This is a genomic window from Brevundimonas sp. UBA7507 (genome assembly GCF_002478355.1).
GTDB lineage: Bacteria > Pseudomonadota > Alphaproteobacteria > Caulobacterales > Caulobacteraceae > Brevundimonas > Brevundimonas diminuta_D.
The window spans coordinates 208,551-226,832 of record NZ_DLNP01000018.1 but is presented as its reverse complement, the minus strand read 5'-3'; the positions used below and the strand labels follow the sequence as shown (position 1 = coordinate 226,832).

General features: G+C 67.3%; 22 protein-coding genes. 12 read left to right on the top strand and 10 right to left on the bottom strand.

All coding sequences use genetic code 11. The features are described 5' to 3' along the window. From B3D50_RS14700 to B3D50_RS14655, 10 genes are all read left to right on the top strand, one after another. Positions 1–320, top strand: a 320-nt coding sequence (locus B3D50_RS14700; RefSeq protein ID WP_286952306.1) for a hypothetical protein, incomplete at its 5' end; no start/stop codon positions are given. Beyond that, the gene (locus B3D50_RS14695) at positions 317–793 is read left to right on the top strand and encodes a hypothetical protein (RefSeq protein ID WP_286952304.1); all 477 of its coding nucleotides are present in this window, start codon (positions 317–319) and stop codon (positions 791–793) included. The genes B3D50_RS14700 and B3D50_RS14695, both read left to right, overlap by 4 nt. Continuing rightward, positions 790–1,464 carry a hypothetical protein gene (locus tag B3D50_RS14690; RefSeq protein WP_286952302.1) on the top strand — a complete coding sequence of 225 codons (675 nt, stop codon included), beginning with the start codon at positions 790–792 and terminating at the stop codon, positions 1,462–1,464. The genes B3D50_RS14695 and B3D50_RS14690 overlap by 4 nt, the downstream gene beginning before the upstream one ends. Then, the gene (locus B3D50_RS14685; protein WP_286952300.1) at positions 1,461–2,240 is read left to right on the top strand and encodes a methyltransferase; all 780 of its coding nucleotides are present in this window, start codon (positions 1,461–1,463) and stop codon (positions 2,238–2,240) included. The genes B3D50_RS14690 and B3D50_RS14685 overlap by 4 nt, the downstream gene beginning before the upstream one ends. Then, entirely contained in the window at positions 2,237–2,467 is a 231-nt protein-coding gene (locus tag B3D50_RS14680; protein WP_286952298.1) for a Lar family restriction alleviation protein, read from the top strand. The genes B3D50_RS14685 and B3D50_RS14680 overlap by 4 nt, the downstream gene beginning before the upstream one ends. Beyond that, a complete protein-coding gene (locus tag B3D50_RS14675) occupies positions 2,464–3,438 on the top strand; it encodes a DNA cytosine methyltransferase (RefSeq protein ID WP_286952297.1) in 975 nt (324 codons plus the stop codon). The genes B3D50_RS14680 and B3D50_RS14675 overlap by 4 nt, the downstream gene beginning before the upstream one ends. 116 nt (positions 3,439–3,554) lie before the next feature. Next, a complete protein-coding gene (locus B3D50_RS14670) occupies positions 3,555–3,953 on the top strand; it encodes a ClpXP protease specificity-enhancing factor SspB (RefSeq protein WP_286952296.1) in 399 nt (132 codons plus the stop codon). Continuing rightward, positions 3,950–4,225: a hypothetical protein gene (locus tag B3D50_RS14665; protein ID WP_286952294.1), complete on the top strand. Its 276-nt coding sequence runs from the start codon at positions 3,950–3,952 to the stop codon at positions 4,223–4,225. Before B3D50_RS14670 ends, B3D50_RS14665 begins: the two co-directional genes overlap by 4 nt. Next, on the top strand, positions 4,225–4,479 hold the full coding sequence (locus B3D50_RS14660; RefSeq protein ID WP_286952293.1) for a hypothetical protein: 255 nt from the start codon (positions 4,225–4,227) through the stop codon (positions 4,477–4,479). The genes B3D50_RS14665 and B3D50_RS14660 overlap by 1 nt, the downstream gene beginning before the upstream one ends. Continuing rightward, a complete protein-coding gene (locus tag B3D50_RS14655) occupies positions 4,476–4,742 on the top strand; it encodes a helix-turn-helix domain-containing protein (RefSeq protein ID WP_286952292.1) in 267 nt (88 codons plus the stop codon). The genes B3D50_RS14660 and B3D50_RS14655 overlap by 4 nt, the downstream gene beginning before the upstream one ends. Before the next feature lie 182 nt (positions 4,743–4,924). Here B3D50_RS14655 and B3D50_RS14650 read toward each other — a convergent pair whose 3' ends face one another. The 5 genes from B3D50_RS14650 to B3D50_RS14630 all read right to left on the bottom strand — a co-directional run bounded on the left by B3D50_RS14650 (position 4,925) and on the right by B3D50_RS14630 (position 12,569). Continuing rightward, the gene (locus B3D50_RS14650; RefSeq protein ID WP_286952291.1) at positions 4,925–5,743 is read right to left on the bottom strand and encodes a DUF3800 domain-containing protein; all 819 of its coding nucleotides are present in this window, start codon (positions 5,741–5,743) and stop codon (positions 4,925–4,927) included. A gap of 53 nt (positions 5,744–5,796) precedes the next feature. Then, a complete protein-coding gene (locus B3D50_RS14645; RefSeq protein ID WP_286952290.1) occupies positions 5,797–7,002 on the bottom strand; it encodes a tyrosine-type recombinase/integrase in 1,206 nt (401 codons plus the stop codon). A gap of 254 nt (positions 7,003–7,256) precedes the next feature. Further along, the gene (locus B3D50_RS14640) at positions 7,257–8,276 is read right to left on the bottom strand and encodes an NAD-dependent epimerase (RefSeq protein WP_286952288.1); all 1,020 of its coding nucleotides are present in this window, start codon (positions 8,274–8,276) and stop codon (positions 7,257–7,259) included. 48 nt (positions 8,277–8,324) lie between these two features. Then, positions 8,325–10,211 carry a M20/M25/M40 family metallo-hydrolase gene (locus tag B3D50_RS14635; RefSeq protein ID WP_286952286.1) on the bottom strand — a complete coding sequence of 629 codons (1,887 nt, stop codon included), beginning with the start codon at positions 10,209–10,211 and terminating at the stop codon, positions 8,325–8,327. Positions 10,212–10,322: 111 nt separating this feature from the next. Further along, complete coding sequence (locus B3D50_RS14630) at positions 10,323–12,569, bottom strand: TonB-dependent receptor (RefSeq protein WP_286952284.1); 2,247 nt, start codon at positions 12,567–12,569, stop codon at positions 10,323–10,325. Positions 12,570–12,834: 265 nt separating this feature from the next. Here B3D50_RS14630 and B3D50_RS14625 point away from each other — a divergent pair, with 265 nt between their 5' ends. Beyond that, positions 12,835–14,205, top strand: coding sequence for a metallophosphoesterase (locus B3D50_RS14625; RefSeq protein WP_286952282.1), 1,371 nt, complete (start codon positions 12,835–12,837; stop codon positions 14,203–14,205). 4 nt (positions 14,206–14,209) lie between these two features. Here B3D50_RS14625 and B3D50_RS14620 read toward each other — a convergent pair whose 3' ends face one another. The 3 genes from B3D50_RS14620 to chpT form a co-directional block, all read right to left on the bottom strand. Then, positions 14,210–15,025: a CheR family methyltransferase gene (locus B3D50_RS14620; protein WP_286952280.1), complete on the bottom strand. Its 816-nt coding sequence runs from the start codon at positions 15,023–15,025 to the stop codon at positions 14,210–14,212. Then, complete coding sequence (locus B3D50_RS14615; protein ID WP_003166687.1) at positions 15,022–15,405, bottom strand: response regulator; 384 nt, start codon at positions 15,403–15,405, stop codon at positions 15,022–15,024. Before B3D50_RS14615 ends, B3D50_RS14620 begins: the two co-directional genes overlap by 4 nt. 62 nt (positions 15,406–15,467) lie before the next feature. Then, the gene (gene chpT / locus B3D50_RS14610) at positions 15,468–16,181 is read right to left on the bottom strand and encodes a histidine phosphotransferase ChpT (RefSeq protein ID WP_050796775.1); all 714 of its coding nucleotides are present in this window, start codon (positions 16,179–16,181) and stop codon (positions 15,468–15,470) included. Between the two features lie 99 nt (positions 16,182–16,280). Here chpT and cysQ point away from each other — a divergent pair, with 99 nt between their 5' ends. Then, positions 16,281–17,078 (top strand): 3'(2'),5'-bisphosphate nucleotidase CysQ, encoded by a 798-nt coding sequence (gene cysQ, locus B3D50_RS14605; protein ID WP_286952276.1) that lies wholly within the window; start codon positions 16,281–16,283, stop codon positions 17,076–17,078. Between the two features lie 6 nt (positions 17,079–17,084). Here the strand turns inward: cysQ and B3D50_RS14600 are convergent, their stop codons facing one another. Further along, on the bottom strand, positions 17,085–17,978 hold the full coding sequence (locus tag B3D50_RS14600; RefSeq protein ID WP_286952274.1) for an oxidoreductase: 894 nt from the start codon (positions 17,976–17,978) through the stop codon (positions 17,085–17,087). Between the two features lie 4 nt (positions 17,979–17,982). Then, a complete protein-coding gene (locus B3D50_RS14595; protein ID WP_286952272.1) occupies positions 17,983–18,225 on the bottom strand; it encodes a BolA family transcriptional regulator in 243 nt (80 codons plus the stop codon). Between the last annotated feature and the right edge of the window lie 57 nt (positions 18,226–18,282).

The following is an 18,282-nucleotide window of genomic DNA, read 5'->3' as shown; positions in this document are numbered from 1 at the left end:
CGGCCGAAGAAGCCGACCTCCTGCGTCAGGTCCGACCGGACCAGCAGCTCGGTCGGGCGGCCTTCGCCGGCCAGCCCTTCGTCCTGCACAACGCCCCCGTCGGCGCCCATCCCGGCGCTCCCCGGTTCGCCGAAGACCTCGTCCTGGGCATGATCGCCAAGGGCCTGCTTCTGTCCGGGCAGGAGGCGCCCGCCTGGCCCGAGCGCAACATCCCGGCCCGCCCCTTCACGGTTCTGATGACCAAGGAAGGCGAGCGCGTGCGCGTCGGCCTGCTCAAGCACAGCCGCACCGTCATCGCCGAGCCGAGGGCCGCCGCATGAGCCGCTCCCTGTTCCAGATCGAGGCCGACATGAAGCGGCTGCGCGACGAGCGCCGGGCCGTGAAGCGCAAGCACTTCACCCCCGGCCACGTCCGATCCCGCACGTTCCGTCCCGAAGGCCCCGGCCAGCGCCAGCCGCGCGAGCGCGACAACAAGCACCTCGCCTTCATCCGGCGCCTTCCGTGCGTCGGCTGCGGCAGCCTCGGCCCCTGCGACGCCGCGCACCTGCGCGCAGGCGACCTGAACATCGGCAAGCGCCCCACCGGAAAGGCCGAGAAGCCCTCGGACCGCTGGACGACGCCCCTCTGCCGCGATTGCCACGCCCGCCAGCACACCGGCGCCGAACTCGCCTTCTGGCAGGCCCTCGGCATCGACCCCTTTGACCTCTGCCAGGCCCTCTACGCCGTATCCGGCGACACCACCGCCGCCGAGGCGATCATCCGCGGCGCCCGTCGCGCAGGAGCCCAACCATGACGCCGAAAGAGCGCCCTATCCTCTTCAGCGGCCCAATGGTCCGCGCACTGCTGGACGGCCGGAAGACGCAGACGCGGCGCGTCGTGAAGGGCCCGCATTTCCAGCCTGACGCGGTGAAGCCCAACGACGGCGGCGGAGTTCGCGTGTTCTCGCGCGGCCGCGAAGTCCAGCTGCAGCGGGTGGCCTGCCCCTACGGCGTGATCGGCGACCGCCTGTGGGTTCGAGAAGCGTGGGCGCCAGTCCCTGCGACAGCCTATCGTCACAGCGAGGGCGTCCAGCAGGTCGTCAATCCCGACGATCCGTATCTTGCTGCGATCTTTGCAGCCGGCTGGGACCGCAGCATTCCGAAATGGAAGCCGTCGATCCACATGCCGCGCTGGGCCTGCCGTCTGGTGCTGGAGATCACCGAAGTTCGCGTCGAGCGGCTGCTGGATTGCAGCGACGCTGACGCTCAGGCCGAGGGCCTGCAGTGGGTGACGCCGGGCATGTGGTCAGTCGACCGCTCCCTGCCGATCATCGGTGACGATGCCCGTCAGGTCTATTTCGAACTATGGGACCACATCAACGGGGCCGGAGCCGCTGAAGCAAACCCTTGGGTCTGGGCTGTCTCGTTCCGCGTTCTCTCCGACGAAGAGCGCCAAGCCTCCATCCGTGGGGGTGAGGCATCATGAGCAAGCTCACCCGAAAACAGTTCGCCGCGCACAAGCAGGCGCTCGACTATCTCGCCAAGGATCGACTGACCGAAGAGGAGCGAGAGTTCGTCTTTGATAACTGGCAGGAGTCGGCCAACCACGTGAACAGCGCGGCGGGGGCCTTTTTCACGCCGTTGGATATGGCGTGGACCTTCGAACTGGAGGTTGGCGGCCACCGTATTCTCGACCTGTGCGCCGGGATCGGGGTGCTGTCCTATGCGGTCTATCAGCGCCGATGCTGGCCTCGCTCGGAGCCGCCCCCACAGATCACCTGCGTCGAGATCAACCCTGACTACGCGGCCGTGGGGCGGAAGCTGCTACCCGAGGCGACCTGGATCGTGGCCGACGCCCTGTCTGATCTGGACATCGGCCGGTTCGATTGGGTGATCAGCAATCCGCCCTTTGGGAAGATCGGCGGCCATGGCGATTTTGACCTGGCCATCGTGGAGCAGGCCGAGCGTTACGCCGACAACGCTACGTTCATCCTGCCGATCGGATCTGTGCCGTGGGCCTTCAGCGGTCGCCCGTTCTTCGAGCCCGACAGCCGCAGCGAAAAGGCCAAGCGCTTCCGCGACCGGACCAAGATCGATCTGAAGCCTAACTGTGGGATTGACTGCTCGGTGTGGGCTGACAAGTGGCGCGGCGCGGCCCCCAAGGTGGAGATCGCCCTTGCTGACTACGCTGAAGCCCGCGCGCTGCGTCAGCCCATCGCACAGCAACCCGATCAACTCGATATGTTCGGAGCAGCGGCATGAGCGGGGTGAAGCATACGCCGGTCGCACCGTGCCCGTGGTGCGGCGGGAACGCCAAGTGCAACGAACTGCGCCGGGGCAACTACCGCCGCGAGGGCGATAACTACCAGGTCGTCTGCAACAAGTGCCGCGCTCGCGGTCCGCTGGTTCAGGACATCCGAGCCGAAGCCATCGCGGCATGGAACCAACCCGCCCGCGCCCGTGGTGAGCAGGATGGGGGTGGGGAATGAAAGTCCTCGACCTGTTCAGCGGGATCGGCGGCTTCAGCCTCGGCCTTGAGCGCGCGGGCATGGAGACCGTGGCCTTCTGCGAGATCAGCCCCGTCTGCCGCCACCTGCTGGCCCATCACTGGCCCGATGTGCCGTGCTTCGACGATGTAACCACGCTGACCGGCGAACAGGTCGGCCCTGTCGACGTGATCTGCGGCGGCTTCCCCTGCCAGGACATCAGCTTCGCCGGGAAAGGCGCCGGTCTCGCCGGCGAGCGCTCCGGCCTCTGGAGAGAATATGCACGACTGGTTCGCGAGCTACGACCCGCCTTCGTCATCGTGGAAAACGTCGCAGCGCTCCTTGGTCGAGGGCTTGGAGACGTTCTCGGAGACCTGGCCGCGCTCGGGTATGATGCGTGGTGGGACTGCATACCAGCTTCCGCCGTTGGCGCCCCTCACCGCCGCGACCGGCTCTGGGTTGTTGCCTACGCCCGAGGCCAGCAACACGAAGGCTACGGCGATGCGCTCAGGCGGGAGATCGCCGCGGGACTTTCTCGCGCCGCTGCCGACCAAGGCGTTTGCGCTGGGCATGGTGGCGAAGCCTTCCCACTCGGTCCCGACTCCGACGGCATCCGACCATATCGTCCGCGAATGTACGTCACAGGAAGCGCTGAACTTCGAGACGAACAAGTCGGTGACGCTGAACCGTTGGGTGTCGATGTGGCCGACGCCATCGGCAAGCGAGGATGCAGCGGGGACGGTGAACGGCAAGATGCAGTTCATGCTTACCCACGCCGCCAAGCTATCGGATCCCGAAGCAACGGCGGCTGGTGGTCAGCTGAACCCGACGTGGGTCGAGTGGCTCATGGGGTTCCCGCTCGGTCACACCGCCTGCATGGCCTCGGCAACGCGGTCGTCCCGCAAATCCCCGAAATCCTAGGCCGCGCGATCATCGCAGCGGCGAACCCTGTGCGCGAGGAGATCGCAGCATGACCAGCCCTCGCTACCCGCAACCAGCTGACGTTCTTGCCATCGACATGCAGCATTGGGAGGATTGAATGCCCCGCCCCTTTACATCCCCTACTGTCAGCGCCGCGAGCTATCAGCGGATGGCTGACGAAGCCCTGCGCAGCTTCCTGCGGCCCGCACTGACCCACGTTCACAAGCGCGACAGCGGCGCCAGGGCATCGATCGTTCTGACGGTTCGCACTCAGGCGCCCGGCGTGCGCCTGCCGGTCGCCATGATCGCCCAGCATCCCGATCACGTCGACCTCGTCCTGCAGGAACGAAGCTCGCCACTTTCGATCAACCGCCGAGCGATCACATTGGGTGTCGTGGTCGACGGCAGATGGTCCAAGGCCGTGATCCCCTTCAACGCGATTCTACGGTTTGTGGACCAGGATGCGGGGTTCGCTCTGGACTTCGCGCCGGAAGATTTGAGCGCGCCCAGCATCGAGGCCGAAGCGAAGGTCATTGACCTCGCCGCCTATAGGAGACTGGGAACTTGAGCGACCTAGACGATCTGCGGCGAGCCGCCGCCACCCTGTTGGATCAGGACGCCGAAACCTGGCCTTCCCACGGCAACGTCTCCTTGGCCGTTGCCGCCGCCCTGGCGCTGGCTCTCAATAGGGCAAGGAAAGCGACGAAGCTGCTCATAGCCCTCCACGTCGAAGGCGTGTTGTCCGAAGGTCAGACGGCGGCCGGGACCGGGCTCGATCGCATCGAGGTTCGGCGGATGGCGGACGAGCACCGGGAAACCTCAGCCTTGGAGCGAGCGTGATGGAGTGGTCGAAAGAAGCTCGACGGCTCATCGCCGAAATACATGACGTGCTGCCCCCCGACGCTACCATCGATCAGCGAAAGGCGGCTATCCGGGCCGCTTTTCCAACCGACTGGCGCGGCGCGTCATGGCCTTACAAGGCCTGGCTGAAAGCGCGGAAAGAGTACCTCCGCAAGTATGAAAACAGCGCCCCAGCGCCTCTTTTTGAAGGCTGGACGCGCGACCCCAAGACCGGAAGGCCGGTGATCCAATGATCTTGCCCATAGCAGAACCCTCCCCCACCGTTGAGCCGAAGAAGGCCATACGTCATCGGAAGATCATCGACCTCCCGCCCGGTGCCAAGCTGGCCTACACCGCCGATGAGGCGGCCATTGCGCTCGGCCTGAGCGTGGCCACCGTCTGGGCAATGCTGAAGGATGGCGAGATCGTCGCCCGAAAGCTGCGGGGTCGTACGCTGGTGCCGCGCGAGGAGCTGGAGCGCGTTTTAGGTGCCGCACCACCGGCAAGAGCCGCTTAATCCCCGATAACCACAGGCGCGGTGCGCCAGTATCGGTCAGAAGCGCCTTGACAGAGAGAAAAATCTTTGTGGCGGATTCGGCGTTATGGTGTTACCTTAGTTATGGGTAGGCATGCGCCGGACTAATCCCGAGTTGCCTTCGGGTGGCAGCACTCTCGCAGTGTGAATCAGGGACCGGGGGCCTACCCACACCCCTTGGCGAACGACGTAAGCACCCTGAGTTGGGCCGCTGTTGGCCGCGACGCGGCAAGCGAGGGAACCGGGGCCAAGCCGCGATTGAGCGCGTTGCCATCCTTCTGCAGGATGCATTTCCTTAGCTGTTCAGCGTAGGTCGGCTCGTGGTTGCCGTAGATGTTCGGCTCTACCGCCGTCCAGAATGCACTAGTGATGCAGTCCGCTATCTGAAGCCCAGCCCATTTTGAATGGTCTTCGACGATCACGTCGTCAACGTTAAGCACATCCCAGACAATGGAGCGCACGGGGCGCATTAGTTCTCTGCCGTCCCGCATGAGGCGCAGATATTCCCCCATGCTGTGGTAGTCGGTCCCTCCTCGCCGAGAGAACACTAGACGCACTCTGCACTCGTCTCCTTTTGCCGCATGTTGGCACGCGTAGGTGACTCGTTCGAGCAACCAACGGACTAGATAATTGTATAGATAGCCCTTCTGCTTGAAGATTGGAGCGAATTTAGTGCCGGGTATCGTTGTCTTATTCGAAAGCATGACGGCCGCACCCAGCGGAAAGGCCCCAATCTCTTGGCAAGCAACCACTTTTTGGTCGTGGTTCAAGTCTCGAAAATGCAAATCGCGCTTAGATCGCTGCGGAAACCGGGACAGGATCTGTCGCTTCAGTGCTGGCAGCCGCTGATCGTTCTCTGCAGAGACAATGCACCCCCCAATCGCCAGCCAATGAGATTGCCCACCGACCTGCCCGTCGCGCTTCAGCTTGCCGAAACCCTCGTCCCCAGCCTCGTCGATGTAGACGATGTATTCCTTGCCCATTTCAAATAACTAGGCTTTGCAGATACGTTGTGTCGAGTCTTCCCCAGCCGGGGTTATGCGCGACGCATCTCAACCAACGCACCCGAGATGGGATTGGCGCAGAAACATGCCCAGTCCTCCATCAACCGCCGGCGCTTCTCGAGCACGTCGCCGCGCTTATAGGCCCGCTCCACTTCACTGCCGACCAGGTGCGATAGCGCCGCCTCGACCACAGAGTCGGCGTGTTCAGTCGTCTCTGCAGCCCAATCACGAAAGGTCGAGCGGAAGCCGTGAACGCTGCATTCGCTGAAGCCCATGCGGCTCCGCAGAAGACGCGACATGGCTGCGTTCGACAGCTGGTCGCCCTCCACGTCCCCGAACACCAACGCCCGCGGATCGTGCAGGTCTTCAATCAGAGCCTTCAACAGCGCAATGGCGGGCTTCGACAGCGGGACGCGATGATCCAGCCCGTGCTTCATCCGCTCACCGGGCACGGTCCACAGCCTCTTGGCCAAATCAAACTCGCAGCGCCTGGCGCCGAGCACCTCATTGGTTCGCGCAGCCGTCAGAATCGTGAACTCCAGCGCACGGGCTGCCAGCGCCGGCCGCGCCCTCAGCAGCACCATGAACTCGCCGATCTGGGCAAATGGCATCGCCGGGTGATGGCCCTTCGCCAGCTTCTGGCGCTTAGGCAACAGGACCGCGAGGTGTCCCTTCCATCGAGCGGGATTCTCACCTGATCGGAGTCCCTTCGCCTTGGCGGCGTCCAGCACGCGCTCGATCCGGCCGCGCGTCCGGGCGGCCGTCTCATTCTTTGTAGCCCAGATCGGCGTCAGGACGCCGAGCACGTCCTCGGTCGTCACGGCCTCGACAGACAAGCCGCGAAGCGGAGCTGCTATTGTCTCGAGGCTATGTCGCCATTGATAGGCGTGCTTCGCGTTCCGCCACTCCGGCTTGAGCGATTTGAGCAACTCATCTGCGACTTCCCCGAAGGTGCGCCCTGCGCCTCGTTCGGAGCGTCGCGCCTCTATCGGGTCGCCGCCTTTGGCGATGGAGCGGCGGGCCGCATCGGCAGCGTCGCGGGCTTCGGCCAGGGTCGTGACGAGGGTGCCTCCGAGGCCCATCTGACGCCTTACCTTTCCGACGCGCCAGATGAACGTCCATCGCTTGGCGCCCGACGGGTCGACCTCTAGATACAGACCACCGCCGTCGGCATGCAGACCCGCCTTCTTCGTGGTGGCGACGAACCGCGCGCTTAGGATGTTCAGGGGCCGAGCCATAGGGAACCTAACAGGAACAGCACGGCGGGTTGAGCGGGGCTTTACCCTAACTCTTACCCTAACCGAGCCTTTCGATTGCAGTAGATCACTATGGAGCAATACGGAGACGCAGACCGAAAAGGTCAATAGTTTCAACGCGGCCTACGACCGCTATTGACGACTATAGAGCAGGGTTAGACGGACCTCGGCTCCACCAGGGCATCTCTGCGAAATCATTGCGTGAGCCAGCCCTCCAGGGCGACCGCCTCTGCGCCTCAATTTTCGCGGTAGAAGTTGCAATACCAGTCGACGAAGCGGGCGACGCCCTCCTCCACCGGCGTCGAAGGGGCGTAGTCGAGGGCGGCCAGGGTGTCGGTCACGTCGGCCTCGGTGTCGGCCACGTCGCCATCCTGCATGGGCATGAGGTTCAGCTTGGCCTTGCGGCCCAGCTTGGTCTCCAGCACCTCGATATAGCGCATCAGCGGCACCGGGCGGCCTGCGCCCAGGTTCAGGATGCGCCAGGGCGCGACGCCGCTGGTCGCCGGATTGGGGGCGGTCGCGTCCCACGTCGGATCGATGGCGGCGGGCCGGTCCAGGGCGGCGATCACGCCGGTGACGATGTCGTCGACATAGGTGAAGTCGCGGCTCATCCGTCCCTCGCCATACACGTCGATCGGCTCGTCCTTCAGGATGGCGCGGGTGAATTTGAACAGGGCCATGTCCGGGCGGCCCCACGGCCCGTAGACCGTGAAGAAGCGCAGCCCCGTCGCCGGAAAGCCGAACAGATGGGCGTAGGAATGGGCCATGGCCTCATTGGCCAGCTTGGTCGCGGCATAGACGGTCAGCGGATGGTCGGCGGGCTGGCGCACCGAGAACGGCAGGGCGCGGTTGGCGCCGAACACCGAACTGGTCGAGGCGAAGACCAGGTTGGCCGCCCCGACCGCGCGGCAGCCTTCCAGGATGCTGAGGAAGCCGACGACGTTGGAATCAACATAGGTCTCGGGCGCTTCCAGGCTGTAGCGGACTCCCGCCTGGGCGGCGAGGTGAACCACCCGGCTCGGCCCGTGCTCGGCGAACAGGGCGGCGACGCCGTCGCGGTCGGCCAGGTCCAGCGTGTAGTGACGATAGTTCGGATAGGCCTGAAGCTGGGCCAGGCGCGCCTGCTTCAGCGCCGGATCGTAATAGGCGTTGAGGTTGTCCAGGCCGATGACGCGTTCGCCCCGCTCCAGCAGACGCCGGGCGGTGTGGAAACCGATGAAGCCGGCGGAGCCGGTGACCAGGACGGGATCGCTCATGATCGGCTGCGATAAACGCTCACGCGGCCGGACGCCAGCACCCACGCTCTAGGGCAGGGCCTCCGCCACGGCGGGCGACGGCGCCAGCAGCTGGGCCGAGATGTTCAGCCCGACGCCCGCGATCAGACAGGCCGCCGCCGCCAACAGCACCAGGCGCGTCGCCTTCGCGCCCGGCGCCAGGGGCCGGGCGAACAGCAGGACCAGCAAGGCGATCAAGGCCAGGGCGCCCGGCATGTCCATCCCGACGCCCAGGAAGACGAAATGGCCGATCGCCAACAGCCAGGCGCCGCCCAGCACCGTCGCCACAGCGACGGGCAGAAGGCCGAGCGGCCGCGTCAGGTCTGGGTCGATCAAGGCCGCCAGGGCCGCCGCCGTGGCGGCCAACAGCACCGGCCAGACGAACAGCAGGGCCGCTTCGGGCGCTGCGCTCTGCAAGGCGCAGCCGAAGACGAAGATCAGGGCGATCAGACCCAGCCAGCCGCCCCAGGCCGAACGCTCGGCGCGCCCTGGCCATAGCGACAGGATGATAGCGGCCACGCCCAGCCCCAGCATCACCAGACTGAACCCGCCGACCAGCAGGACAACGGCGGTCAAGACGGCGAACGCCCCGCCGATCACGCGCGGCCGCGCCCGGCGGGCGCTGGTCAGCAGGACCAAGGCCAGGGCGATGATCGCCAGCATCGCCCCCGCCTCCATCCACGGCAGGCGGCGCAGCAGGGTGTAGTAGACGTCCGGAGAATCGGCGCGGCTCGATAGCGGCCCGGCCAGCAGGCGCGTCGCCTGCACCAGGATCACGCCCCCGGTCAGGAACCACAGCCCGTCCAGCACGCCCAGGCCGACCTGCCCCGCCGTCAGCCCCGCCCGGCGCCGCGCCCGCCAGGCGGCGAAACCGCCCAACGCCGCCGCCAGCGCCAGCAGAACCCAGCCGGTTCCTTGCGCATGGGCGATCATCCAGCGGCCGAAGACGTCTGAGTAGACCAGGTTCTCGCCCTTGGCCGGCAGGCTGGACGCGCGCGCCAACGCATCCGTCGCCTCCAGCGCCTGGGAGCCCAGATGCTGGACCGCGCCGCGATCCAGGTTGGCGGGCGTGGCGTCAGCCGAATGGTACTGATCCGGGCGGCCGATGAAGGCCAGGTTCAGTCCGCCGATCCCCCGGTCCTTGGGCACGGTGAAGTCGGTGCCGTTGGGCATACGCTCGTACATGAAGGCGGCGATGGAGGTGGCGGTCGTCCCGCCGTCGGCCCTGGCCGCCGCACGACGGAACAACTGCACGGTCGGCCCGGCCTCGCGCCCCGTCTCGAACATGGCGGCGCGGCCGCCGCCGCCGCGCGCCTCAAGGTTCACCACCGCCCCGATGCGATCGCGCAGGGGATGGCCGCCGAAGAAGACCCGCGCCCCGTCCAGACCCAACTCCTCGGCGTCGGTCAGCAGGACGACCAGATCACGCTCGACCGGACCGCGCGCCTTGATCGCCCGCACGGCTTCCAGAATGGCGGCGACCCCGGCGGAATCGTCGGCCGCGCCGGGCGAGCCGACCACGGTGTCATAGTGGGCCATCAGCATGACGGCGGGCTGGCTGCGGTCCTTGCCGGGCAGGACGCCGATCAGATTGATCGCCTGATTGTTCGCCGCCGCCGGATCGCCCCCCGCGCGCGCCAGCCGCTTGACCGAGGCGGGCGACAACGGCCCCGCCTGCTCGCTGACTTCCAGCCCCAGCTGCGTCAGCCGGGCGCTCAGATAGGCGCGGACCCGCGCGTGCTCGGGCGAACCAACCGGGTGCGGGGCGCGGGCGATCTGTTCGATGTCGGTCATGGCCCGCGCGGCCGAGAAGGCGACGGCGGGCGCGTCGGCCGCGCGCGGCTTCGGCGCCTGGGTGGTCCATACCGCCAGCAAGAAGGCGAGCGTCAGCGATCCGAACAGCAAGGCCAGCCGCATGTGAAATCCTCCCTGATCCTTCCGGCAATAGGACCAAGCTGGGCCGCAATGGCAAGAGGGCGGCGACAGGTCTCCCCGCCGCCGCCCTCCGATGCGATCCGCCGTAAAGGCTTAGAAGCGCTTCGACAGCTCCACGCCGTACATGCGCGGCTCGTTGACGAAGGCCGTCAGGTTGTTGAAGTCGATGGCGCCGATGACGTTGGCTTCGTCCGTGATGTTGCGGACGTAGACGGCCGCCTCGAGACCTTGGTTCAGGTCGCGCCAGCCCGCGCGCAGGCCGCCTTCGAAGTTGGTGTCCTGACGGAACTCGACCGCCTCATAGAGGAACAGGTTGAAGTCCTTCTGCATCACCCAGTCGGTCGAGGCGAACAGCTCCTGAGCGTCGCCGATGGGGCGGACGTAGGACAGGGTCAGGTTGGCCGAATACTCCGGCGCCTGGGGGAAGGGGTTGCCGTCGATGTTGGCGCGGTCATTGGCGCCGACCTTCACGATCGGATCGGTGATGGTGCACAGGTGGTTGCCGCAGATGGCGACCAGCAGATCCTTGTCCTTGATCTCGGTGTGGTTCCACGCCACGCCGCCGGCCAGGGTGAAGCCCGCGCCCAGATAGACGTCGCCGTCGATCTCCAGACCGTAGCCCTGGCCTTTGTCGGCGTTGATAAGGCGGTTGGAGTTGTCGATGCCGCCGATGGCCGTGAACTGCATGTCCTTGACGTCATACAGATAGGCGGTGGCGTTCAGGCGGGCGCGGCCGTCCCACAGGCGGGCCTTGAAACCGGCCTCATAGGACATGACGGTTTCCGAATCCGCCGTGGTCAGAACCGGCAGGTTGCGGCCCTGGATCGACGGGCCGCGATAGCCGCTGGCCACGCGGGCGAACAGGTTCAGGCTGTCGTTGACTTTGTACAGGGCGCTGACGTCCCAGCTGACCTGCTCGTCGCCGACCGAGACCTTGCCCTCGGCGCCGGCCGGCGTGCCGACCAGAAGGCGGCCGTGATAGTCGCGGCTGTCGTCGGTGTAGCGCAGGCCGCCGGTCAGCTTCAGAGCCTCCGTGACCTGATAGTTGGCCTGACCGAAGACCGACCAGGAGTCCGACTTCTGCACGATGTCCGTGACCTTGGTCGGCATGACGCCGCCGACGCCGTCAAAGCCGCCCGACACCAGGTTGATGCGCTCGTCCCAATAGAAGGCGCCGACCTGCCAGCCCAGACGGCCCGCGCCGTTCGAGGTCAGGCGCAGCTCATAGGTGTTCTGCAGCAGGTCGCTGGACAGGGTGCCGGACTCGACCGCGAACGGGGTCTTGTAGCCGGCGCCGACCGGCGCGCCCTTCGAGACGCCGCCGTCGATGTCGCCATTGCCCTGCGACCAGCCCTGGAAGGAGCCGACCACGCCGGTCAGAGTCGCGGGACCGAAGTCATAGGCGACCTGCAGCGACTGCGAGGTGGTCTTCTGCTTCTGGAAGTTGTTGCGGCCGCCGTCATACCAAACCGTGTCGCGGTCGAAGTTGTCGTTCAGCTTGTTCGAGCCCTTGGTCAGGACGTTGGCCCGGTTCATCGTGCCCGTGCCCACATAGTCGCGCGCCTGCAGGGTCAGCAGGGTCGACAGGCGGTCGGTCGGGGTCCAGGCGACGTGGATGCGGCCCGCCACATCGTCGAAATTGCCCAGATCCTTGCCGTCCTTCTTGGCGAAGGGGGCGTCATAGGCGTTGTTGATCCAGTCGTCGCGGTGGTTCCACAGGGCGGCGACGCGCACCGACAAAGTGTCCGACGCCGGCAGGGTCACGGCCGCCTCCGCGCGGGTCGAACCGTAGTTGCCGTAGGTCAGCGAGCCGAAGCCGGTGAACTCGTCGCCGGGCTTGGTGGTGTCGATCTTGATGACGCCCGCCGGGGTGTTGCGGCCGAACAGGGTGCCCTGCGGCCCGCGCAGCACTTCCAGCTGCTTCACGTCGAACAGGGGGAAGCCCTTCAGATAGACGCTTTCCAGAACCAGCTCGTCCATCACCATCGACACCGGCTGCGAGGCCGTGAAGTCGAAGTCCACATTGCCCAGACCGCGGATGTAGAAGCGCGGCGCATAACGGCCGTTCGAGCTCTCGACCTGCAGGCTGGGCACGCGGCCCGACAGCTGCAGGATGTCCCCGCCGCCGGCGTTCACGGCGTTCAGCATCTCGGTGTTCATCGCTGTGACGGCGAAGGGCACATCGCGGATGCTTTCGCTGCGACGCTGGGCGGTGACGACGATGTCGCCGACGGCGGCGGCCTGTTCGGCCTGGATGTCAGAGGATTGCGCCAGAGCCGGCGTGGAGAGAAGCAGGGCCAGACCGCTGGCGGAGGCGGCGAGAGCCGAGAGACGTGTCATCAGAGATATCCCCTTCTTGATGATCGTGGTTATGAATTTGGCCGCAGCCCCTAGGCCCGAAGCGAGGCCGTTTCCAGCGTCGAAGCGCCCCCGTCCGTGAACCTTTCACGACACAGCCACAGGCCAAAAGAAACCGATGTTCGATTCATAGATCGACGGGGTGCGACATTGTGCGCCGCAGCGGGACATGCAAAGCAGACCGGCTGCGCCTTCCCCTTTGCGGTTCGCCGATGCACGAAGCGCGCGACCCGCGCAGGAGACGCCCATGCCCCTCGTCGCCCCCTCCCGTCGCCTGTTCATGCTGGGCGCGACCGCCCTGCCTCTGCTCGGCGCCGCGCCTGCGTTCGCCGACGAAAGGCCTGCCGCCGTGATCGGCCGCGTCCTAGCCATGTCGGACCTGCATTCGGCCTATGAGCGCAGCGCCCAGCTGCTGGCCGCCCTGCGCGCCGAGGTCCGCAGCCGGCCGGTTCCGCATCTGATCGCGATCGACGGCGACATCTTCGAGCACGGCAACGTCGTCTCGGTGCGCTCCGAAGGCGCGATCGACTGGGCCTTCCTGACCGCCCTGCCCGCCATCGCCCCGACGGTGGTCAATCTGGGCAACCACGACAACGACCTGACGCCGGACCTGCATGAAGTGGTCGCGCGCATGCGCGGCCTGGGGATCACCGTCATCAGCAACATCATCGATGCGCGAACCGGTCAGCCCTATGCGCCGGCGGCGACCGAACTGGCCTTCGGCGATCGACGGCTGCGCATCATCGGCTTCGGCACGAACGCGCTGAACACCTATCCCAAGGCCAGCCGCGACTGGCTGTCGATCCCCGAGCCGAGCGAATGGGCGAACGCTCAGCTGCCGACCCTGACGGACGGCGCGGACCTGACCCTGGTGATGAGCCACGCCGGGGTGGCGGGCGATCGTGGGATGCTGTCCGCCCTGCCCGAGGGCGCCCTGATGATCGGCGGGCACAACCACCTGCTGTTCCAGGAGACGCTGGGGCGCGGCCTCTACGCCCACACCGGATCGTGGAGCAACGCCTATACGGCGGCCGACTATCTCAGCGACGGAAGCGTCCGGGCGCAGTCGCGCACCGTCGCCCTGGACGGCCTCGCCGACCCGGCCCTGGCCGTCCTGATCCGCAAGACGCTGGACCGGCATCTGACCGATCAGGAGCGCGCCGTCCTCGGGACCAGTTCGACCTCCCTGTCGCTGGGCGACACCGGCCGCGCCGTCGCCGCAACCTTCGCCCGCTTCGCCGGGGCCCAGGCGGGCTTCATCGGCCACACCACCCTGGGCACGGGCCTAAGCGCCGGTCCGGTCAGCCGCTACGCCTTCGACGCCGTGGTGCGCTTCGACGGCAAGCTGATGGCAGCCGAGGTGCCCGCCGCGCGCCTGGCCGAACTGACCGCCCTGGCCAATCAGGACCGGGTCATGCCCTTCGCACGCCGCACCGGGGACTTCGTCTATGGCGCGGTCGAGGGCGACGAACAGCGCGAGACCGTCCGCATCGTCACCACCGACTGGTGCGCCCTGAACCAGCATGAGTATTTCGGCGTCACGGACCTGGCCTTCGCCGAGATTCCCGGCCCCGGCGTCAAGGCCGTCGCCGCTCAGGGCCTGTTGTCGGCGGCCTGACGGTTCAGGCGGCGCGGCGTGCGGCGGCCGCGCTCTTCACATAGAGGCCCTTGCGCCCGGCCACCGGGCGGAAGGCCACGCTCTCGCCGTCCGGCCGCTCGTCGTGGCCCAGGAACAGGCAGCCGTCGTCGACCATCCGCCGCTCCAGCCCGTCCAGCACCCGGGCGCGACGCTCCGGCGCCATGTCGCCCAGGACGTTGCGGCAGAAGACCACATCGAACCGACCCTCATCCGTCGGCTCGTCCAGCAGGTTGGCGCGCGTAAAGGCGATGGCGGCGCGCAATTCGGGGCGCGCCCGCCACTGGTCGTCGACCTGTTCGAACCAGCGCAGCATGGCGCGCGCCGACAGGCCGCGCTGAATCTCGAACGAGGTGTAGAGGCCCGACATGGCCTTCTCGATCGCCTGGCGCGACAGGTCTGTGGCCTCGATCTCGACCTGAGCCCCCGCCTCCAGGGCGGCGATGGCCAGGGAATAGGCCTCCTGCCCGGTCGAGGCGCCGGCGCACCAGATGCGCACCCGACCGCCCGGCCGCGCCGCCGTCAGGGCGGGCAGCAGTTCGCGCTCCATCACCTCAAAGGCCGCACGGTCGCGCCGGAACCAGGTCTCGCCGTTCAGCAGGGCCTCGATCACGCTCCAGCCCAGGGAGGCGACCGGGCGGCTCCACAGGCTGGTCAGCATGGCCTCGACATTGTGATAGCCTTCGCGCCGCGCCACAGGCCCCAGCCGATGCTCGGCCAGCCGCATCCGGTCTCGGGTCAGTCGGAAGCCGGCGCGGGACGCCAGCAGGGTCTGAAGACGATCGAAATCCTCCGGCGTCATGACGGCGACTGCACCACTCCCACTTCGGCGAGCTTGGCTTGCAGGATCTCGCCGTCGAAGGGCTTCATAACATATTCGTCGGCCCCTGCGGACAGGGCTTCGGCGATTCGATCCGCCCGCGTCTCGACCGAGCAGAACAGAACCTTGGGCGCGCGCCCCTCCGGCAGATCGCGCAGACGACGCAGGAAGGCCAGGCCGTCCATCACCGGCATCTGCCAGTCCAGCAGCACCACCTGCGGCATGGCGGCCTGGCAATAGTCCAGCGCCTCGGCGCCGTCGGCCGCCTCGGCCACGTCGAAGGACAGATCCTCCAGGATGCGGCGCGCCACCTTGCGGATGATGCGGCTGTCATCAACGATCAGACAGGTTCTGGGGTCCACTGGGTCGTTTCCCGTTTCGCGCGAGATCGAAATCACGCTCTCGCCATAGTCGTTCAGGCGGGTTAACGGAGCGTTGGATCGACGAACGCGGTTTGCTCATTAGCGCCCGGCAAACGCGCCATCAAGGCCACGCGGCCCTCTTCGGTCGCCAGGTCCAGCCGTCCGCCCGCCTCGCGCGCCGTCAGCCACAGCCAATAGGGCTGGATCCACTGGCCCGCCAGTCCCTCGGTCAGCCGCTCGCCCTTCAGGCCGACCACGGCCTCGGGCTTGAGCCGGGCGCGGGCGCCCTCGGCCGAGCCGACCAGGAACAGCTGGTCCCCTTCGCGGCGGACCGTCACCACCGCTGCCCCGCCCATCGGCAGGGCCGAAACGGTCAGATAGGCTAGGTTGATCAGGGCGCGAGCCTGAATCTTGGTGAAGGTTTCCTCGCCGACGCGCCAGTCCAGCGTGGCGCGCCCGCCGTCGGTCAGGCCCGCGACCAGGCCGTGCAGTTCGGCGCCGGAGAACTGTTCGCTGCTGGTCGCCGCGCCGAAGGCCACGCGCGCGAAATGCACCAGGGCGACCATCTTGGCCGCGCTCTGACGGATCAGGCCCAGAGCGTCGTCGCGCATGTCCTGAGCGGTGGGATCGTCCAGCAGGTCCAAGCCCGACATCACCGCGCCTGCCGGGCTGATGAAGTCGTGGCACAGCTTGGCGGCGATGAAGGCGGCCAGCTCGGCGCCGTCCACAGGCAGATCGGCGGCGGATAGGGAGGCGGGGTCGTCGGAAACGGTCATGATGCCAAGGCGCGGCGCGCAGGTTTTCAAAAAGGTTAAGGCCAAGGTGGCCTGATTTGCCGGTTCGTTAAACCGGCCGCATGGTCTATCGAGCGCTTCATGATCGTCTCCGCCTACGCCGACCTCGAAACCGACCTCGCCTCCGGCCGCCTGGCCGAGGTCATCGCCGACATCGCCGAGGAGGCCGCGCGCCTGATCCTGCCCTACTGGCGGGCCGACACGGCCGTGGAGACCAAGGCCGACGCCAGCCCCGTCACCGATGCCGACCGCGCCGCCGAAGCCCTGATCCTGAGCCGCCTGGCCGAACACTGGCCCCAGGTCGAGGCCGTCGCCGAAGAGGCCGTCGCCGCCGACGGCGCCCCGCCGTCGGTCGGTCCCTGGTTCTGGCTGATCGACCCGCTGGACGGCACCAAGGGCTTTGTGCAGGGGCGCGAGAGCTATTCGGTCAATATCGCCCTGATCCGCGACGACGCGCCCGTGGCAGGCGTGGTGACGGCTCCGGCCCTGGGGATCAGCTGGCGCTCGGCTGCGCCGGGCCAGGGCGCGCTGCGCCGCGCCTTCGGCGAGCCGTGGCGCCCGATCCGGGTGCGCGAACGCCCAGCCGACGCCGTCGCCCTGGTCAGCCACAGCATCAGCGAGGACGACGCCCGACGCCTGGCCGCCCGCAACGGCTGCATCCAGTGGCAGGGCATGGATTCCTCGTTGAAGTTCTGCCTGATCGCCGAGGGCCGCTTCGACGCCTATCCGCGCACCGGCCCGACCAGCGAATGGGACACCGCCGCCGGCCAGGCCGTGTTGGAGGCGGCTGGCGGCCGCGTCCTGGCCGAGGACGGCCGTCCCCTGGCCTATGGCAAGCCCAGCTTCCTCAACGGCCCCTTCTCCGCCATCGGCGCCTGAGGGCGGTCAGGCCGAAGCGTCCACCCGCGCCATCTCGATCTGGGCCGACAGGCCGGCGGGCAGGTCGCGCTCGGGCACGCTCGCCAGTTCCTCCAAGTGCGCCCGATCCCTGGGCCGGACCAGCACGCTGGCCACCGACGGGTCAGCCAGGGCGTAGGCCAGGCAGATGGCCTCGCCGGTCCAGCCCGGCGTCCGGTGCAGGAAGGCGAAGGAGCCCGGCCGCTCCAGATCGGCCTCGCCGCGCCCCGCGCCCCAGGCGCCGAATAGGCCCCGCTTCTTCGGCCCGCCCGCATCAGCCGCGCGGCGCTCGGTCGCCAGACTGTCGGGGAAGTAGTCGTCGGCGAACAAGCTCATCTCTCGATCGCGCGCGGCCCTCATGCGCGAGCGCACCTGCCAGGGCACATTGACGTGGAAAGGCGTGAACAGGACGTCGAAGGCCCCGGTCGAGACATAGAGATCCGTCACCGGCTCGTCGCCGGACACCCCCAGCATCCGCACATATTCGGCCTTCCGCATCGCCTTCAGGGCGGTCAGGGAGGTCTGCGGCAGCTCATTCTCGGCCGGACGCTCCAGCACCGCCATGTCGAACCAGCCCAGACCCGAGGCGTGCAGCCCCTGTTCGATCGAACGCCCCAAGGCCATCGCCGAGAAATCCCTGTCGGCCCCCAGGCTGGCGCTGACCCACACCAACCGCCGCTCGACATGGCCCAGGGCCTCGCCGACGGACTGCAGCAACGTCGGGTCCAGCCGCTCCAGGTGATAGGCGTTCACCCCCGCCTCCAGCCCCGCGAACACCAGGTCGCGGACATGGTTCGGCCCGCGCGCCGTCGCCTCGGCCCCCAGGCTGAGCGTCAGGCTGGAGACCGCGGCCCCTGTGGCGCCGAAGGGGCGATAGCGCACGGGATCAGCTCGCCTCGACCGGCGCCGACGTCTCCAGCGCCAGGGCGTGCAGTTCGCCGCCCATCTTGCCCTTGAGCGCAGCGTAGACGGTCTGATGCTGCCGCACGCGGTTCATGCCGCGAAAGACCTCGGACACGATGCGGGCGCGATAGTGGTCGCCGTCGCCCGCCAGATCCTCAATGGCGATGTCCGCGTCAGGGAAGGCCTCGACCAGATGGGCGCGAAGGTCGTCGACGGACATGGGCATCACAGAACTCCTAGAAGGCAAAAGGCCGTCTCAGGGCCTGAATTGTAAAGCTTATCG

Excerpts from the sequence above, each read along its gene's own strand:
- B3D50_RS14680 (WP_286952298.1), top strand. The coding sequence starts at position 2,237 with ATGAGCGGGGTGAAGCATACGCCGGTCGCACCGTGCCCGTGGTGCGGC.
- cysQ (WP_286952276.1), top strand. The coding sequence starts at position 16,281 with ATGATCGTCTCCGCCTACGCCGACCTCGAAACCGACCTCGCCTCCGGC.
- B3D50_RS14690 (WP_286952302.1), top strand. The coding sequence starts at position 790 with ATGACGCCGAAAGAGCGCCCTATCCTCTTCAGCGGCCCAATGGTCCGC.
- B3D50_RS14655 (WP_286952292.1), top strand. The coding sequence starts at position 4,476 with ATGATCTTGCCCATAGCAGAACCCTCCCCCACCGTTGAGCCGAAGAAG.
- B3D50_RS14630 (WP_286952284.1), bottom strand. The coding sequence starts at position 12,569 with ATGACACGTCTCTCGGCTCTCGCCGCCTCCGCCAGCGGTCTGGCCCTG.
- chpT (WP_050796775.1), bottom strand. The coding sequence starts at position 16,181 with ATGACCGTTTCCGACGACCCCGCCTCCCTATCCGCCGCCGATCTGCCT.
- B3D50_RS14685 (WP_286952300.1), top strand. The coding sequence starts at position 1,461 with ATGAGCAAGCTCACCCGAAAACAGTTCGCCGCGCACAAGCAGGCGCTC.
- B3D50_RS14695 (WP_286952304.1), top strand. The coding sequence starts at position 317 with ATGAGCCGCTCCCTGTTCCAGATCGAGGCCGACATGAAGCGGCTGCGC.
- B3D50_RS14640 (WP_286952288.1), bottom strand. The coding sequence starts at position 8,276 with ATGAGCGATCCCGTCCTGGTCACCGGCTCCGCCGGCTTCATCGGTTTC.
- B3D50_RS14620 (WP_286952280.1), bottom strand. The coding sequence starts at position 15,025 with ATGACGCCGGAGGATTTCGATCGTCTTCAGACCCTGCTGGCGTCCCGC.
- B3D50_RS14635 (WP_286952286.1), bottom strand. The coding sequence starts at position 10,211 with ATGCGGCTGGCCTTGCTGTTCGGATCGCTGACGCTCGCCTTCTTGCTG.
- B3D50_RS14625 (WP_286952282.1), top strand. The coding sequence starts at position 12,835 with ATGCCCCTCGTCGCCCCCTCCCGTCGCCTGTTCATGCTGGGCGCGACC.
- B3D50_RS14645 (WP_286952290.1), bottom strand. The coding sequence starts at position 7,002 with ATGGCTCGGCCCCTGAACATCCTAAGCGCGCGGTTCGTCGCCACCACG.
- B3D50_RS14670 (WP_286952296.1), top strand. The coding sequence starts at position 3,555 with ATGGCTGACGAAGCCCTGCGCAGCTTCCTGCGGCCCGCACTGACCCAC.
- B3D50_RS14595 (WP_286952272.1), bottom strand. The coding sequence starts at position 18,225 with ATGCCCATGTCCGTCGACGACCTTCGCGCCCATCTGGTCGAGGCCTTC.
- B3D50_RS14650 (WP_286952291.1), bottom strand. The coding sequence starts at position 5,743 with ATGGGCAAGGAATACATCGTCTACATCGACGAGGCTGGGGACGAGGGT.
- B3D50_RS14660 (WP_286952293.1), top strand. The coding sequence starts at position 4,225 with ATGGAGTGGTCGAAAGAAGCTCGACGGCTCATCGCCGAAATACATGAC.
- B3D50_RS14675 (WP_286952297.1), top strand. The coding sequence starts at position 2,464 with ATGAAAGTCCTCGACCTGTTCAGCGGGATCGGCGGCTTCAGCCTCGGC.